Annotated in this window: 16 protein-coding genes and 1 tRNA gene; 8 read left to right on the forward strand and 9 right to left on the reverse strand. The window is 60.4% G+C overall.

Annotated elements, in window-relative coordinates; genetic code table 11:
- Nucleotides 1-47 precede the first annotated feature (47 nt).
- Both ACYQ47_RS33090 and ACYQ47_RS33095 read right to left on the reverse strand, forming a co-directional pair.
- Nucleotides 48-464, reverse strand: coding sequence for a DNA polymerase III subunit chi (locus tag ACYQ47_RS33090; RefSeq protein WP_244827255.1), 417 nt, complete (start codon nt 462-464; stop codon nt 48-50).
- Between the two features lie 10 nt (nt 465-474).
- Nucleotides 475-2,010 (reverse strand): leucyl aminopeptidase, encoded by a 1,536-nt coding sequence (locus tag ACYQ47_RS33095; protein ID WP_244827254.1) that lies wholly within the window; start codon nt 2,008-2,010, stop codon nt 475-477.
- A 197-nt stretch (nt 2,011-2,207) separates the two neighbouring features.
- Here ACYQ47_RS33095 and lptF point away from each other — a divergent pair, with 197 nt between their 5' ends.
- The 5 genes from lptF to ACYQ47_RS33120 all read left to right on the forward strand — a co-directional run bounded on the left by lptF (nt 2,208) and on the right by ACYQ47_RS33120 (nt 5,917).
- Nucleotides 2,208-3,305, forward strand: a complete 1,098-nt coding sequence (gene lptF, locus ACYQ47_RS33100) for an LPS export ABC transporter permease LptF (RefSeq protein ID WP_244827253.1) — start codon at nt 2,208-2,210, stop codon at nt 3,303-3,305.
- Nucleotides 3,306-3,309: 4 nt separating this feature from the next.
- Nucleotides 3,310-4,458: an LPS export ABC transporter permease LptG gene (gene lptG, locus ACYQ47_RS33105; protein WP_244827252.1), complete on the forward strand. Its 1,149-nt coding sequence runs from the start codon at nt 3,310-3,312 to the stop codon at nt 4,456-4,458.
- A gap of 19 nt (nt 4,459-4,477) precedes the next feature.
- Nucleotides 4,478-4,843, forward strand: coding sequence for a sirohydrochlorin chelatase (locus ACYQ47_RS33110; protein ID WP_244827974.1), 366 nt, complete (start codon nt 4,478-4,480; stop codon nt 4,841-4,843).
- A 127-nt stretch (nt 4,844-4,970) separates the two neighbouring features.
- Entirely contained in the window at nt 4,971-5,519 is a 549-nt protein-coding gene (locus ACYQ47_RS33115) for a hypothetical protein (protein WP_459909004.1), read from the forward strand.
- On the forward strand, nt 5,516-5,917 hold the full coding sequence (locus ACYQ47_RS33120; RefSeq protein WP_244827250.1) for a hypothetical protein: 402 nt from the start codon (nt 5,516-5,518) through the stop codon (nt 5,915-5,917). The genes ACYQ47_RS33115 and ACYQ47_RS33120 overlap by 4 nt, the downstream gene beginning before the upstream one ends.
- A gap of 78 nt (nt 5,918-5,995) precedes the next feature.
- On the opposite strand, the gene cobA is transcribed toward ACYQ47_RS33120, so the two are convergent.
- The 6 genes from cobA to ACYQ47_RS33150 all read right to left on the reverse strand — a co-directional run bounded on the left by cobA (nt 5,996) and on the right by ACYQ47_RS33150 (nt 12,154).
- Nucleotides 5,996-6,754, reverse strand: coding sequence for a uroporphyrinogen-III C-methyltransferase (cobA, locus tag ACYQ47_RS33125; protein ID WP_250525635.1), 759 nt, complete (start codon nt 6,752-6,754; stop codon nt 5,996-5,998).
- 10 nt (nt 6,755-6,764) lie between these two features.
- Nucleotides 6,765-8,090 (reverse strand): sulfate adenylyltransferase subunit 1, encoded by a 1,326-nt coding sequence (locus ACYQ47_RS33130; RefSeq protein ID WP_244827249.1) that lies wholly within the window; start codon nt 8,088-8,090, stop codon nt 6,765-6,767.
- 26 nt (nt 8,091-8,116) lie between these two features.
- Nucleotides 8,117-9,079, reverse strand: a complete 963-nt coding sequence (gene cysD / locus ACYQ47_RS33135) for a sulfate adenylyltransferase subunit CysD (RefSeq protein WP_244827248.1) — start codon at nt 9,077-9,079, stop codon at nt 8,117-8,119.
- A 105-nt stretch (nt 9,080-9,184) separates the two neighbouring features.
- Nucleotides 9,185-9,907: a phosphoadenylyl-sulfate reductase gene (locus ACYQ47_RS33140; protein WP_459909006.1), complete on the reverse strand. Its 723-nt coding sequence runs from the start codon at nt 9,905-9,907 to the stop codon at nt 9,185-9,187.
- Nucleotides 9,908-9,910: 3 nt separating this feature from the next.
- Complete coding sequence (locus tag ACYQ47_RS33145; protein ID WP_244827246.1) at nt 9,911-10,450, reverse strand: DUF934 domain-containing protein; 540 nt, start codon at nt 10,448-10,450, stop codon at nt 9,911-9,913.
- 27 nt (nt 10,451-10,477) lie between these two features.
- On the reverse strand, nt 10,478-12,154 hold the full coding sequence (locus tag ACYQ47_RS33150; protein WP_250463503.1) for a nitrite/sulfite reductase: 1,677 nt from the start codon (nt 12,152-12,154) through the stop codon (nt 10,478-10,480).
- A 254-nt stretch (nt 12,155-12,408) separates the two neighbouring features.
- Here ACYQ47_RS33150 and ACYQ47_RS33155 point away from each other — a divergent pair, with 254 nt between their 5' ends.
- The 3 genes from ACYQ47_RS33155 to ACYQ47_RS33165 all read left to right on the forward strand — a co-directional run bounded on the left by ACYQ47_RS33155 (nt 12,409) and on the right by ACYQ47_RS33165 (nt 14,763).
- Nucleotides 12,409-13,350, forward strand: a complete 942-nt coding sequence (locus ACYQ47_RS33155; RefSeq protein ID WP_250463500.1) for a CysB family HTH-type transcriptional regulator — start codon at nt 12,409-12,411, stop codon at nt 13,348-13,350.
- Nucleotides 13,351-13,413: 63 nt separating this feature from the next.
- Complete coding sequence (locus tag ACYQ47_RS33160; RefSeq protein WP_244827243.1) at nt 13,414-14,574, forward strand: ABC transporter substrate-binding protein; 1,161 nt, start codon at nt 13,414-13,416, stop codon at nt 14,572-14,574.
- 104 nt (nt 14,575-14,678) lie between these two features.
- A tRNA-Leu gene (locus ACYQ47_RS33165) sits at nt 14,679-14,763 on the forward strand.
- A 210-nt stretch (nt 14,764-14,973) separates the two neighbouring features.
- On the opposite strand, the gene ACYQ47_RS33170 is transcribed toward ACYQ47_RS33165, so the two are convergent.
- Nucleotides 14,974-15,489 (reverse strand): hypothetical protein, encoded by a 516-nt coding sequence (locus ACYQ47_RS33170; protein ID WP_459909009.1) that lies wholly within the window; start codon nt 15,487-15,489, stop codon nt 14,974-14,976.
- Nucleotides 15,490-15,633: the final 144 nt, after the last annotated feature.

Here is a 15,633-nt window from a genome sequence, read left to right on the forward strand (position 1 = left end):
GTGTTGTGCGCCAATCGTAATGCCCCGCGACGGCGCGCTATGTTCGCTCAACCGCCTTGCTTGTGCGTTTCGATGGCGTAACCGCGATCCCGATAGAACCGGAAGCGCTCGCGCCCGGACGCGAGTTCGTCGTCCTCGTTGCCGACGATCTCCACGAGCCGCTCGAAGCGCGCGAATTGCGCGGACACTGGCGCGCCGAGATTGACGAGCACCTGATGATGCGGCGCGTCATCCAGATTCGACGTGAGCACGACCGGCGTCTCGGCCGCAAGCGGGCTTTTCGCCATGCAGTGCGGCACGAATTCGAGCGGCGCAAAGGTCCACAACTGCTCGTCGAATTCGGCGAGACGGCGCGGCTCGGCAAGGACGACGAGCGCGCGCCCGCTCGCATACGCCTTGCGCGCGAGGCGGCAGGCGTAGGCGAGCGAATCGCCCACGTTGGTATGAAAGTCGATGCGCGTCACGGCCTTACGCTCACTGGCCCGCGCGATCGATCAGGAACTGCGAGAGCAGCGGCACGGGACGGCCCGTGGCGCCCTTCGCCGCGCCGCTCTTCCACGCGGTCCCGGCGATATCCAGATGCGCCCACGGATAGCTCTGCGCGAAACGCGACAGGAAGCATGCCGCTGTGATGCTGCCGCCCGGACGCCCGCCGATATTCGCGACATCCGCGAAATTCGACTTGAGCTGATCCTGATACTCGTCGTCGAGCGGCAGACGCCACGCCGGATCGACGGCTTCGCGCGAGGCATCGAGCAATTCGCCGGCGAGCGCGTCGTCCTTCGAGAACAGGCCCGTGTTGTGATGGCCGAGCGCGATGACGCAGGCGCCGGTAAGTGTCGCGATGTCGACGACGGCGGCGGGCTTGAAGCGCTCCGCGTAGGTCAGCGCGTCGCACAGAATGAGACGGCCTTCGGCGTCGGTGTTGAGCACTTCGATGGTCGTGCCGTTCATCGCGGTGACGATATCGCCCGGCTTGAGCGCGTTGCCCGCGGGCATGTTCTCGCAAGTCGGGATGACACCGACGACGTTCAGCTTGAGCCCCATCTCGGCGACCGCGCGCAGCGTGCCGAATACCGAGCCCGCGCCGCACATGTCGTACTTCATCTCGTCCATGGAATCGCCGGGCTTGATGGAAATGCCGCCCGTATCGAACGTGATGCCTTTGCCGACCAGCACGACCGGCGCGTTCTTGCCCTTCGCCTTGCCGGACTCGGTCCCGCCCGCGCCCTGATAATGGATGACGATGAATTGCGGCGGTTCCACCGAACCCTTCGCCACCGACAGGAACGAGCCCATGTTGAGCGCTTCGATCTGCTTCTGGCCGAGCACTTCGACTTTCAGCTTCCAGTCGCGGCCGAGCTTCTTCGCGGTCTGGCCGAGATAAGTCGGCGTGCAGACATTCGGCGGCAGGTTGCCGAGATCGCGCGTGAGGTCCATGCCGTTGGCGATCGCCACGCCTTGCCTGGCTGCGGCCTTCGCGGCTTTTTCATCGGCGGGATCGACACTGAAGACGATCTTCTTAAGCGAGCGCGCGCTGTTGTCGGGCTTGCTCTTCATCTGCGTGAACTTGTAGGTCAGTTCGCGCAATGCGAGGATGGCGGCGCGCACGCCCCAGTCGCCGCTGCGTTCCTGAATGGGCAACTGCGCGAGCGTAAACGTAGCCTGGACGATCTTGGCGCCGAGGATCACGCGCCACGCGGCACGTACTGCCTCGCCATATGCTTTCTGATTAAAGGCGTCCTGCTTGCCGAGTCCGACGAGCAAGATGCGCGATGCGCCAATGCCGGTGACTTCCGGAATGAGGAGCGTGGTGCCTGCGCGGCCGTTCATGTCGCCGGCCTTCACGACGCGCGAAACGAGCCCTTTGGTGGCGACATCCATGTCGCGTGCGGCGCCTGTCAACGTCTGTGCTTCGAAGATGCCGAGCACGATCACATCTGACTTCCCGGTGAGGAAACCATTTGCCTCGCCTTTGCTCCAATCACAGGCTTTTATGCTAAAGTCCATCGCGCTTATCCTCGGATAAAATCTGGGCTGAAGGATGAAAGCCGCAATTATCCGCTATTTTTTCCGCGGCGGTCACAGGCAAAGCCCGACTGACTCGGGGAACGATTGCATTGCTACTGCATCTACTTCTTGTTGTTGCAGGGCATGTTCGTTACGCCGCATCGCCGCCGGCCTTCAGCTAAATTCAGCTAAATTCAATGATCTTCGAACGCTCCCTGCAGCGCGAACTCGCGTATACGGCCGGCGCCGTATTCATGGTGCTGCTCACGATCATGCTCACGACGATGATGATCCGTATCGTCGGCTTCGCGGCATCGGGCCAGGTCGACCCGCGCGATGTCGTCGTGCTGATCGGGCTCACCGTGATCGGCTATCTCGCGGTCATGCTGATCGTGACGCTGTTCGTTTCCATCCTCTTCGTGCTGACGCGTTGGTATCGCGACTCGGAGATGGTCGTGTGGCTTGCCTCGGGCGTGAGCCAGACGCAGCTCATCAAGCCCATCGCGGTGTTTTCCACGCCGATCATCATCCTTATCGTCTTTTTCGCGTTCGTCGGCTGGCCGTGGTCGAATCAGCAGAGCAAACTCATCAAGGCGCGCTTCCAGCAACGCGATGAAGTGTCGTTGCTCGCGCCTGGCCAGTTCCGCGAATCGCCTTCGAGTCATCGCGTGTTCTTCATCGAGAAGATGTCGCCCGATCAGTCGCAAGTGGAGAACGTGTTCGTCACGAGCACCGAAGGCGGCAAGGTCAACGTCATCGTCTCGAAGAACGGACACACGGAGACGCGCCCCGACGGCGACCGCTTCATCGTGCTGGAAAACGGACGTCGTTACGATGGCGAGCCCGGCCAGCCGAATTTCCGCATCACGGAGTTCGAGCGCTACGGTGTGAAGATAATGAGTCATCAGGTCGTCAACACGCCGACCACCACCGGCATCTCCACGCCCGACCTGCTTGCCAATCCGAGCAAGGACAACCTCGCGGAATTCGCGTGGCGCCTGGGTCTGCCGCTCATCGCCATCAACCTGATGCTGCTCGCCATTCCGCTGTCTTATCAGAACCCGCGCCGCAGCCGGACCATCAATCTCGTGATGGCCGTGCTCATCTATCTGACCTATTCGAATTTGCTGAACGTGGTCCAGTCGTGGATCGAGCAGGGAAAAATGTCGTTCGGCGTGGGACTCGTGGGCCTGCATTTGCTGGTGGCGGCGCTCGTGGCGTTCATCTTCTGGCTGCGCGTGCGCAACCGGCCACTTTTCACGCTCTCGACGTTCACGCGTTCGAAGGGAGCCTGACGCAATGCGCATCTACGAACGATACTTCGCGCGCCAGATCTATCTGGCGTTCATCTTCATTTTGTTCGCTTTCTCGGGCCTGTTCTTTTTCTTCGACCTGATCAACGAACTGAACACCGTGGGGCATGGCAACTACAAGTTCACGCTCGCGATATTGCGCGTGGCCTTGCAGACGCCTTCGCGCTTCTACGAAATCATTCCGGTTGCTGCGCTCATCTCGGCCATTTATGTCTTCGCGCAGATGGCGGCGGCGTCCGAATTCACCATCTTCCGCGTGTCGGGACTCTCGACGGGCACGGCATTGCGTTCGCTCTTGAAGATCGGGATTCCGCTCGTGCTGGTGACGTATATCATCGGCGAAGTGGTTGGGCCTTACGCGGATCAGTTGTCGGAGCGCGTGCGTCTGGAGGCGCTGGGGTCGTCGGTCTCGTCGAATTTCCAGTCGGGCGTGTGGGTAAAGGACACGCTGACCGCGAAGGAGAACGGCGAGCAAGTCACGCGCTTCGTCAACGTGGGCACGTTGAACCCGGATACGACGATCGCCAACGTGCGTATCTATGAATTCGATTCGAAGTTCCGTCTCACCAATGTGCGTATAGCGCAGAGTGGCGTCTTCGAGCCGCCGGGCCACTGGAAGCTGACGGGCGTAACGGACACTCAACTGGTCGATGCGCCGCTCGCGGCCATCAACCCCAACGATGCGCTCAATCCTATCTACAACGCGAAGCAAACCACGCTGCCGGAGTACTCGCTGCGTTCCGAGCTTACGCCGCAGATTCTGTCGGTGCTGCTGGTGTCGCCGGATCGCATGTCGATGTTCAACCTGTTTCGCTATATCCAGCACTTGACGGAAAATCATCAGGACACGCAGCGTTACGAGATTGCGTTCTGGCGCAAGATTCTTTACCCGTTCGCGGTGTTCGTCATGCTGGTGCTGTCGCTGCCGTTCGCATATTTGCACACGCGGGCTGGCGTGGTCGGCGTGAAGGTGTTCGGCGGCATCATGATCGGGATGAGTTTTCAGCTATTCAATACGCTCTTCTCGCACATCGGGACCTTGAATACGTGGCCGGCTCCGATTACTGCGGCCGCGCCTGCCCTCGCCTATCTCGCGATTGGCTTGCTGGGGCTCAAGTGGGTCGAGCGGCACTGAGTTTCTTCGGGAGAAGATGATGGGCAAGCACGGCATCGTACTGTTCGGACACGGCGCACGCGATCCACGTTGGGCGGAGCCGTTCGAACGGCTTGCGTCGCGCCTGCGTGCCGGGCGCGACGAGCCGGTTGCGCTTGCGTTTCTGGAGTTGATGACGCCGGATCTGCCTTCGGCGGTGACGCAGTTGGCTGAAGAAGGTTGCGATGCCGTTACCGTGGTGCCCGTGTTCTTCGGGCAAGGCGGTCATGTGAGGCGTGACTTGCCGGCGGTAATCGAGACGTGTCGCGCGGCGCATCCCTCTGTCGCGATTCATTGCGCGACGGCGGTCGGCGAGGATGATGCGGTGCTGGATGCGGTCGCGGAGTATTGTTTGCGGCAGGTTTGAGGGCCGGTCAGACTCAAGGCTCACGTATCGTTGGCTTGCCGAGAAGTTGAAGCGCTGCATATCGCTTTCGTCTTTTACTCAATGCCTAGCATTACTGACGATGCTACGATCTCTATCGAGTTCAGGAATGCTGGCTAGCCAACTCCACCACTCAGGGCAACGGTCAACGTCAGCTTCACGAGACTGCTGCCTGCAACTCTGGCTTTCAGCGAAACATCGAGATAACCCGCATCAACTCCTTGCATGGCGCGTTACGTTTATAACTTTCGTTCGTGTCTTTATTTATGCACTGCCGTTTTGGCTGGGAAGCTTCGAGCTGACCGTTCACCAGGCGTTCAAAGAGAAAGATCCAGAGGCGTTTTTGGCGCCCGGGCTTATGCTAAGCGCAATCGCCCTGCTCACCTCACTGTGCCTTGCACGCAAGGAGCCAGCAGTTACGGCAGGAGCCGCCGAAAAGTTTCGATATCGGTGCGACGTTACGCTCGTGGCCATGGCGGCTGCCTTGGCTCTCATCGGCATGCCTTTGTGGCATCAGATACTCGGTGCGTCGCTTTCCGGGATTTATAAAGGTTGGCTGGGACTCACTCTGTTTGGCTGGAGCTCGACCAAATCGATTTCAGTGGTGTATTATTTTTTTGCAGTATCGCTGTCCGAGCTCAAACGCCTGACGACATGATAAATATTCTGACTGCGCTTCAAGGGAATTACGGCACGCTCGTCATTGCAGCTATCGCGTTCGCTGTAGTGCAAACGCTTGCCTACTTTTATCGCGAACACGTCGCCAAGTTGAGTGAAGAACAGGCAGTTGCGGAACCGGTGTCGGCCGAGGAGCTTCGGCGTCAAGTCGAGCAACTGGTTCGACAGCAAGAAGATCGGTTGAATGGACTTCACAAGGAACTTCGAAGGGAATTGCTTGCGGAATTGCAGTTAGATTTATCGAAGGCGGCACGCCGGCAAGCCGGCGGAAAATCGTTAGCGGCTTCGGTTCTCTCTAACGCCAGATCGAGTTCTGCAAGTTCGTCATCAAGCGTCTATGTCGGCGAGTTGCGGCATAAGCGTGGCCGCGCTGCCTGATAAGCACATCGCAATCGTCCGCTCCAGGCAACGCGATTGGCCCGCAACCAGGCTCGTTCCAGAGTTCAGCCGTCCGCCTCAAGCCGCCGCCTGCATCCCCTTCAGATGCACCTTCGGCTTCACCACCGCGTCGCGATCCCGAAACGCCTCGCCTATCATCAGCAAACTCGGCTGCGATGCATCGAGCCATTCCTGCGCCTCGCCTAGCGCCATGCGCGCCAGCGTAAGCGTAAGCGTGCGCTCGCGCGGCGTGCTGCACGCCTCGACGATCGCCACCGGCGTCGAACCCGGCCGTCCCGCATCGATCAACTGTTGGGCAATGTCCGGCGCGCTGTCTCGGCCCATGTAGAACACGAGCGAATCCGCCTGCGCCTGCTCGCGGATATCGTCGCTGTCGGCGGCGCGACTATGCGTCGCCAGCGCGACACTGCGCGCGACGCCTCGCAAGGTCAGCGAGCGCTTGAGCGTCGCCGCGCTGGCGAGCGCCGCCGTGATTCCCGGTACCACTTCATAGTCGATACCCGCCGCCTCCAGCGCGCGCATCTCTTCATCCGCGCGGCCGAAAAGCATCGGATCGCCGCCCTTCAGACGCACGACGAGACCGTGTTCCAAAGCGGCATCGACGATCTGCTTGCTGATGAAATGCTGCGCCGTGGAACGCTGCCCGCAACGCTTGCCGACCGCGATCTTGCGTGCGTTCGGCGCGTAGTCGAGCATCGCAGGTTCGACGAGCGCGTCGTGCAGCACCACGTCGGCCTGTTCGAGCAAACGCATGCCGCGCACGGTGATGAGATCCGCCGCGCCCGGCCCTGCTCCGATCAGATAGACCTTACCCATTTGCATGCACTCAGGCTGAGATTGCGCGAATCATACCGGCTGCGACCGTGTGATGCGTCGCCTCGTCGATCAAGACGAACGCGCCCGTGCCCTGATGCGTCTCGTACAAGTCCGCGACGAGCGGCTTCTGCAAGGTCAACGCCACGCGGCCGATATCGTTCATGGCGAGCGTATTGCGATCGACCGAATGCGACAGCGTATGCACATCCAGCACTTCCTTCACCGCGCCGATCCGCGCGAACACGGTGTTCGTCGTCTGCTTCAACAAATACTTGCGCTGCTGCGAAAGCGGCTCTTCGTCGAACCAGCACAGATCCGCTTCGAGCTTCTTCGCGGGTTCGACCGTCTGCGCTTCGCTCTCCGCGCGCGGCACGAAGGTATCGCCACGCGAGACATCGACATCCTCGGCGAGACGAATGGTCACCGTCTGGCCGGCAAACGCGCGATCCACCGGCGCAACGCCGCCCGGCACCGGCGCGATGATCTCGGCGACCGTCGCCTGGCGATTCGCCGGCAGCACGGTGATGGCGTCACCAAGACGCACTTCACCCGCTTCGACGCGGCCCATGTAGCCGCGAAAATCGTCGGCTTGAGAGCCGTCCTGACGCGCGACCCATTGCACCGGGAAACGCAGCGCCTGATCGACGGGCTGCGCGACCGGCAGCGATTCGAGCAAGTCGAGCAGCGGCTCGCCCGCATACCACGGCATGCGCTCGCTCGCGGACACGATGTTGTCGCCCTTCAACGCCGACACCGGCACGAAGCGCACATCCGCGATTCCAAGCTGACGCGCGAGCACGACGTACGCATCGCGAATTTCGTTGAAGCGCGCTTCGCTGTACTCGACCAGATCCATCTTGTTGATGGCGACAATCACGTGCTGCAAGTCGAGCAACTTGACGATCGCGCTATGGCGCTTGGTCTGCGGCAGGAGTTGAGCGTCGCCGTTGTCGAAGGTGACGCGCGTCGCATCGACGAGAATGATCGCCGCATGCGCCGTCGATGCGCCCGTCACCATATTGCGCGTGTACTGCTCGTGACCCGGCGTATCCGCGATGATGAACTTGCGCTTCGCGGTCGCGAAATAACGATACGCAACGTCGATGGTAATGCCCTGCTCGCGCTCGGCTTCGAGGCCGTCGGTCAGCAGCGACAAGTCGATCTCATCGCCCACGGTGCGCTTGTTCTTGGCGCGCGAGATGGCGGACAACTGGTCCGACAGCACGGCTTTGCTGTCGTACAGCAGGCGGCCGATCAGCGTGCTCTTGCCGTCGTCGACACTGCCCGCCGTGATGAAGCGCAACACGCCCAGGTCTTCAGCTTGATAGATGCTCATTTCGTTCGTTCCTTGGGGGCGTGGCTTCAGAAATAACCTTGCTTCTTGCGCTGTTCCATCGCGGCTTCGGAAGCCTGATCGTCCATGCGCGTGGCGCCGCGTTCGGTGATTTCCGTCACGGCCGTTTCGGCGATGATCTTTTCGACGTCGTCGGCATCGCTCGAAACCGGGCACGTGCAGCTGATGTCGCCGACCGTCCGGAAGCGCACTTGCGCCATCTCGGCGGTTTCGCCGTCGCGCACCGGAGTGAGCGGCGTCACGGGCACGAGCAGGCCGTTGCGGCGCACGATTTCGCGCTCATGCGCGTAATAGATGGACGGCAGATCGAGTTTCTCGCGCGCAATGTATTGCCACACGTCGAGTTCGGTCCAGTTGGAGATGGGGAACACGCGCAAGTGTTCGCCCGGATGCAGACGCGCGTTATAGATGCTCCAGAGTTCCGGACGCTGCGCCTTCGGGTCCCACTGGCCGAATTCGTCGCGGAACGAAAAAATACGTTCCTTCGCACGCGCCTTCTCTTCGTCGCGGCGCGCGCCGCCGATCAGCGCCGTATAGCCGTATTGCTCGATGGTTTCGAGCAGCGTCACCGCTTGCGCGGCGTTGCGCGAATCGGTTTCGCGACGCAGACGCACGGTGCCCTTCTTGATCGAATCCTCGACGTGGCCGACGACCAGTTCCGCGCCGATTTCAGCCGCGCGCCGGTCGCGAAACTCGATCACTTCGCCGAAGTTATGGCCGGTGTCGATATGGACGAGCGGAAACGGCAGCACGGTCTTGCGGCCCGCGCCGAGACCGAATGCCTTCAGCGCCAGATGCAGCACGACGACCGAGTCCTTGCCGCCCGAGAACAGAAGCGCGGGCTTGCTGCACTCCGCGACGAGTTCGCGCAGGATGTGGATCGACTCGGCTTCGAGCCAGTCGAGATGGTCCATCCGGGTCGCCTGATTGGTAATCGGGGCGGTGACGGTAGAGTCGAGCGTGGTGCTCATATGCGTCGATCCTTTTATTGGCTGCGTCATGCGTTTGTGGCGCTTTGACGCCGCGTTCAGTGACAGTGTTCGTACCGGGCGCTTCTCTTTGAGCACCTCGATGATTCAGATAGCCGAACTCGGTGCTTCTTCGACGATCTTGATGTTCGTGATGTGCAGGCCGCATTCTTTCGTATCGCGCGATTCCCACCACCAGCGGCCGGCGCGGCTATCTTCGCCGGGGCGCACGGCGCGCGTGCATGGCTCGCAGCCTATGCTCGGATAACCGCGCGCATGCAGCGGATTCACCGGCACGTCGAAGGCCTTCAAGTAGTCCCAGACATCGCTTTCGGTCCAGTCCGCGAGCGGGTTGAACTTGGCGATGCCGCGCGGCGCGTCGTGCTCTTCCTCGTGGAGTTCGGTGCGCGTCACCGACTGCTCGCGGCGCTGCCCCGTTACCCACGCCGACACATCCGAAAGCGCGCGATTGAGCGGCTCCACCTTGCGGATATGGCAGCAGCTCTTGCGTAAATCAATGCTCTCGTAGAACGCGTTGAGGCCGTGATCGCGGACGTAGGCATCGACGGCATCTTGGCGCGGATGAAACTGCTCGATGTCGTAGCCATAACGCGCCTTGACCGTGTCCAGCATGCCGAGCGTTTCTTCGTGCAGACGGCCCGTGTTCAGCGAAAAGATGCCGATATTCACCTCGCGCGACAGAATGGCGTGCGTGAGCACCATGTCTTCGGCGGCGAGGCTGCTGGCTAGCTTGACGCGCTCATGGCGCGCTGCGATCGAATCGAGCAGCGCGTCGAGGCGTGCAACCTTGGCTTGCAATTCGGGAGTCATGCCTCAGGCTCCAAGCGTCGCGAGAACCGCGCTGCGACGGCGAAACAGCGGTTCGAGATCGTCGGTCGCGCCTTGATAGCGCTCCGTGAACTCGTTGAACGCGTTGAGCGCGTCATTGATGTCCTTGTCTTCGCGCACAGCGAATGCGTCGAAGCCGCAGCGCGCGTGGAACAGCAACTGATCGCGCAGCACGTCGCCAATTGCGCGCAACTCACCCGTCCACTGATAGCGCTCGCGCAGCAAGCGGCCGATGGAGAAGCCGCGGCCATCGCGGAACACGGGAAAATCGACGGCGATCACGGCGATGTCGCCGAAATCGGCGACGAGATCGGCGGGTTCGTCGTCGGGCGCGAGCCACACGCCGAGTTCGTCCTTCGAATGCGCCGCAACGAGCGCCGCACGATGCTCCTTCCACAACGCGAACGGCACGAGCAACTTGCCGGCGGGCAGCGCATCGACTGCGGGCAGCGCGCCGTCTTCGGCGGCACGGACCACGGTGAAATCGTCATTGACGACGGAGCGGTTCTTGATAATCAAAGCCATCTGCAAAGTCCTCGGTCTCGTCGACGTTTAAGCGTGCGCCTGGCGCGATGCGTACACGCGCTCCTTGAACGGCGTCATGCCGATGCGGTTATACGTCTCGATGAAACGCTCGCCTTCCATGCGGTTGTCGACGAAGGTGTCGATCACGCTCGACACGACATCCGGCATTTCATGCGCCGAGAACGACGGGCCGATGACCTTGCCGAGATGCGCGCCGGTCGCGCCCGAGCTTTGCTCGCCGCCGAGCGTCACCTGATACCACTCCGAGCCGTCCTTATCGACGCCCAGCACGCCGATGTTGCCGACGTGGTGGTGACCGCACGCGTTGATGCAGCCCGAGATGTTGAGCGACAGGTCGCCCAGGTCGTATACATAGTCGGCGTTGCTGAAGCGCTCTTGAATGGCTTGCGCGATGGGAATGGACTTCGCATTCGCGAGCGAGCAGAAATCGCCGCCCGGGCACGCGATGATATCGGTCAGCAAACCGACGTTCGAGGTCGCGAAACCCACCGCCTTGGCGCGTTCCCACACGGCGTACAGATCGTGCTTCCTGACGTTGGCGAGAATGAGATTTTGCTCGTGCGATACGCGAATCTCACCGAAGGAGAATTCATCGGCGATAGCGGCGACATCGTCCATCTGCTGGTCGGTGGCGTCGCCCGGCGCAATGCCGGTGGGCTTGAGCGACAGCGTGACGGACGCGTAGCCCGACACCTTATGCGGACGCACATTGCGCTCGACCCAGCGCGCGAACGGCTTGCTGTCGATCAGATGCTTTTCATACGAGGCGTCGGTATCCGGCAGCTTTTCGTAGGCAGGCGGCGCGAAGTACTGCGACACGCGTGCGACTTCTTCCGCCGTGATGGTCGAAGGGCCGTCCTTCAGATGCTGCCACTCTTCCTCGACCTGCTTCGCGAACTTCTCCGGCGACAGCGCCTTCACGAGAATCTTGATACGCGCCTTATACATATTGTCGCGGCGGCCATAGCGGTTGTACACGCGCAGCACGGCTTCGCAATACGTAATGAGATGCTGCCAGGGCAAGTCTTCCTTGATGACCGCTCCGACGATCGGCGTGCGGCCGAGCCCGCCGCCCGCGAGAATGCTCGCGACGACTTCGCCCGCTTCGTTCTTCTTCAGATAGACGCCCAGATCGTGCACCTGCGTAGCCGCGCGATCTTCTTCCGAGCCGCACACCGCGATCTTGAACTTGCGCGGCAGCCATGCGAACTCGGGGTGGAACGTCGACCATTGACGCAGAATCTCGGCCCACGGACGCGGATCGACGAGTTCATCCGGCGCCACGCCCGCAAACTGATCCGCCGTGATGTTGCGGATGCAGTTACCCGACGTCTGTATGGCGTGCATTTGCACCGATGCCAGCTTGCGCAGAATCTCGGGCGTCTCTTCCAACTCGACCCAATTGAACTGGATGTTGGTACGCGTGGAAAAGTGGCCGTACCCACGATCGTGCTCGCGCGCGATGGTGGCGAGCATGCGCATCTGGTCGCTGCGCAGATTGCCGTACGGAATCGCGATGCGGTGCATGTAGGCGTGACGCTGCATGTACAGGCCGTTCTGCAGACGCAGCGGACGGAATTCCTCTTCGCTCAACTCGCCCGACAAGCGACGGCGAACCTGGTCGGCGTATTGCGCGACACGTTCGTCGACGATGCGCTGGTCGATCTGATCGTATTGGTACATTCGGGGCCCCAAGTTTTAGTTCGAACGCCTGCGTCCTAGGTTACGCGGCGCGTTGAGAATTCAGCCATTCCATATTGATTCGTCATCGCAAGCGCCGTTCCGACGCTTAATTCATTAGCTAATGACAAAAACAGATATGGATATTGGAAAAATTGGACTGATAGTAATAAACCTGCTATATATTGCAAACGACTTAAAACTTACTTTGATATGCCCTCAGGTAATAACGAAAGGGCGAAAAACGAAGGCACTACATGAATCTGCACCAGTTCCGCTTCGTCCGCGAGGCCGTGCGGCAGAACTTCAACCTGACCGAGGCCGCAAAGGCTTTATTTACCTCGCAGCCGGGCGTGTCGAAAGCGATCATCGAGCTCGAGGATGAACTCGGCGTCGAGATTTTCACACGCCACGGAAAGCGTGTCAGATCGCTGACCGAGCCGGGGCGCATCATTCTCGCATCGGTCGAAAAGATTCTGCAGGAAGTGGAAAGCCTGAAACGCGTCGGCAAGGACTACGCGGCGCAGGATCAAGGCAATCTCGTCATTGCCGCCACGCACACTCAGGCGCGCTACTCGCTGCCCTCGGCTATCGCGGAATTCAAGAAGCGCTTTCCCAAGGTGCATCTTTCGATTCTGCAAGGCAGCCCGACGCAAGTCGCGGAAATGGTCATCCACGATCAGGCGGATGTGGCTATCGCGACGGAAGCCATCGCCAACTATAAAGAACTGATTTCGCTGCCCTGCTTCCAGTGGCAGCATCTGGCCGTCATGCCGGCCGATCATCCGCTGCTGGAACGCAAGCTTCTCACGCTCGACGATCTGGTGCAGTACCCGCTCATCACTTATGAAGCGGCGTTTGCCGGCCGCAGCAAGATCAATCAGGCGTTTGCGTTGCGCAATCTCACGCCGGATATCGTGCTCGAAGCCATCGACGCCGATGTCATCAAGACTTATGTCGAACTCGGGCTCGGCGTGGGAATCATGGCGGACATCGCGTTCAATCCGGAGCGCGACAAGCATTTGCGCGCGATGCCGGTTGGCCACTTGTTCGGCACGAACGTGACGCGGCTTGCGCTCAAACAGGGCGCGTATTTGCGCAGCTATGTGTATACGCTCGTCGAACTGCTGTCGCCGTCGATGAATCGCAAGCTGATCGAGCAGGCGCTTTCGGGCGACCACGAAAGCTACGAACTCTGATCGCCACTAGTCTTGAGTAATAGAGACGCAGAAGAACCCATCACCCTCCTGGAGAGCTTTTCGATGAAGTTGTCGATGTTCACGCGCCGGCTCATGGCCGGCGTTGCCTTGTCCGCGCTGGCCGCTGCCGCGCACGCGCAACTGAAAGTAGGCGTGGACCTGTCGAGCACGGGCCCCGCCGCGACCATCGGCATCACCAGCAAGAACGCGATGTTGATGTGGCCGAAAACCATCGCCGGGCAGAACGCGGAGTACATCATCCTCGATGACGGTTCGGACCCGGGCGCGGCCGTGCGCAACATCCGCAAGCTCATCACCGAGGATCGTGTCGATGTGATCGTCGGCCCGAACATCACGCCGGCCGCGCTCGCGGCGCTCGATCCCGTGGCGGAATACCAGACACCGATGATCACGCTGATCGGTTCGGCTTCGGTGGTCGAGCCGCAGGAAGGCAAGAAGGTCTGGGCCTTCAAGATGGCGCAGACCGACCGCGCCATGGCCGACGTGATGACGCGCTACATGGCGAATCATGGCGTGAAGACGGTCGGTTTCATCGGCTTCGCGGATAGCTACGGCGACAGCTGGTTCAACGAGTTCGGCAAGTTCGCGGAGTTGCGTCACATCAAGATCGTCGCGAGCGAGCGCTTCAACCGGACCGACGCGAGCGTGACGGGGCAAATTCTCAAGCTGATGTCCGCGAAGCCCGATGCGGTGCTGATCGCGGGCGCGGGCACACCGACCGTTTTGCCGCAGCGCACGCTGGTCGAGCGCGGCTACAAGGGCGCGATCTATCAGACGCACGGCATCGCGACACCTGAGTTCATCAAGCTGGGCGGCAAGGATGTGGAAGGCACGCTCTTCCCGACGCAGCCCGTGGTCGTCGCGCGCACGCTGCCGGCCGATCATCCTTCGAAGAAAGCGGCGCTGGCGTTCGTGAGCGCTTATGAGGAAAAGTACGGCAAGAGCACCGTGACGCAATTTGCCGGCGATGCGGCGGGCGTGTACCCGCGTTTGCAGGATGCCGTGGCGCGCGCGCTCAAGACCGCGAAACCGGGTACGAAAGAATTCCGCGTGGCTTTGCGGTCGGAACTGGAGCACGCGCATGAGCTCGTCGTGCCGAATGGCGTCGTGAATACAAGCGCGACGGATCACGTCGGGCTGGATCAGCGCGCAAGCGTGATGGGCGTGATCAAGGACGGACAGTTCACTTATTTGAGTCAGTGAAGGCGTGCTTGCGGGCGGCTTGTCGAACCGGCTTGCCCACGGCGGATTTTTGCGCCATAATCGCGGACTCGATTTGCTGCTCCTCGCGAGTGGCAATTTTGAAGGCCCAGGTGGTGAAATTGGTAGACGCAGGGGACTCAAAATCCCCCGCCGCAAGGCGTGCCGGTTCGATTCCGGCCCTGGGCACCAGAAAATCATGAAGAAGCCGCTCTTTTTAGAGCGGCTTTTTTGCGTTTGGGGCGACCGATGCGGGGCTTCAGCGCTTCATACCTTCCTCGAGTTCAGCTTTTGCACGCTCTGCCATCAGCCTCCGGCGCAACCATCGCTCGTAGTAAGGCATGGTGAAATACATACCTCCGCACACTACGACCACGATTCCATATTCCTTAAAAAACCCGATCACGAGGTCCAACATTTTTCCACCTCTTCCTTGTAGCGCGTCAAATGCATGGAAATTACATAGTAGGTCAAAGCTTCCCAGATGGAATTCATGTTTAGTAATGCTTTGACATCCTCACTGAATGAAGACAGTAGCAAGTATATCCACAGAAGCACCCCGCCTAGCGAGGCGAAAATTCCCAGTTTCGCAATAAAAATTACCTGTCTGAGATGCTTTCTCAACTGCCATTCAGCAGCATTCTCAAGTAGTCCATCAGGCAACGCGGTCACCGCAAGATTCAAACTGATCCCCGACGCGACAAGCGAGATCGGGAAAAACTCGCTCTGATCCGACTGCCTCATCGCGACACGCAACAAGTATTCGATCACGCCCATGAAGATCGGCAGCAGAAGAACCAACTGCCGCGTCGTCAATTCGAAACCGCTGGATTTCATCGTCGTGCCCGCTCGTTTGCATTGACCGCCAATTTCGCCGATGCCGCGTGCATCGGGTAGTCGGCCTATCGGCCAGGACAAGATCGCTAATACCTGTTTTATGCGGCGCAACGCACATATTCAGACTACAAACTCCGCGTTTTCCCCTACACGATCATTACGCCTATGTGCGCAATCGCGTAGACGCGTTTCACCGGGAGTCGCAAAAATAGGCTCCCGCTCGGC

Source organism: Caballeronia sp. HLA56 (genome assembly GCF_054655155.1).

Excerpts from the sequence above, each read along its gene's own strand:
- ACYQ47_RS33095 (WP_244827254.1), bottom strand. The coding sequence starts at position 2,010 with ATGGACTTTAGCATAAAAGCCTGTGATTGGAGCAAAGGCGAGGCAAAT.
- lptF (WP_244827253.1), top strand. The coding sequence starts at position 2,208 with ATGATCTTCGAACGCTCCCTGCAGCGCGAACTCGCGTATACGGCCGGC.
- lptG (WP_244827252.1), top strand. The coding sequence starts at position 3,310 with ATGCGCATCTACGAACGATACTTCGCGCGCCAGATCTATCTGGCGTTC.
- ACYQ47_RS33110 (WP_244827974.1), top strand. The coding sequence starts at position 4,478 with ATGGGCAAGCACGGCATCGTACTGTTCGGACACGGCGCACGCGATCCA.
- ACYQ47_RS33115 (WP_459909004.1), top strand. The coding sequence starts at position 4,971 with ATGCTGGCTAGCCAACTCCACCACTCAGGGCAACGGTCAACGTCAGCT.
- ACYQ47_RS33120 (WP_244827250.1), top strand. The coding sequence starts at position 5,516 with ATGATAAATATTCTGACTGCGCTTCAAGGGAATTACGGCACGCTCGTC.
- cobA (WP_250525635.1), bottom strand. The coding sequence starts at position 6,754 with ATGGGTAAGGTCTATCTGATCGGAGCAGGGCCGGGCGCGGCGGATCTC.
- ACYQ47_RS33130 (WP_244827249.1), bottom strand. The coding sequence starts at position 8,090 with ATGAGCATCTATCAAGCTGAAGACCTGGGCGTGTTGCGCTTCATCACG.
- cysD (WP_244827248.1), bottom strand. The coding sequence starts at position 9,079 with ATGAGCACCACGCTCGACTCTACCGTCACCGCCCCGATTACCAATCAG.
- ACYQ47_RS33140 (WP_459909006.1), bottom strand. The coding sequence starts at position 9,907 with ATGACTCCCGAATTGCAAGCCAAGGTTGCACGCCTCGACGCGCTGCTC.
- ACYQ47_RS33145 (WP_244827246.1), bottom strand. The coding sequence starts at position 10,450 with ATGGCTTTGATTATCAAGAACCGCTCCGTCGTCAATGACGATTTCACC.
- ACYQ47_RS33150 (WP_250463503.1), bottom strand. The coding sequence starts at position 12,154 with ATGTACCAATACGATCAGATCGACCAGCGCATCGTCGACGAACGTGTC.
- ACYQ47_RS33155 (WP_250463500.1), top strand. The coding sequence starts at position 12,409 with ATGAATCTGCACCAGTTCCGCTTCGTCCGCGAGGCCGTGCGGCAGAAC.
- ACYQ47_RS33160 (WP_244827243.1), top strand. The coding sequence starts at position 13,414 with ATGAAGTTGTCGATGTTCACGCGCCGGCTCATGGCCGGCGTTGCCTTG.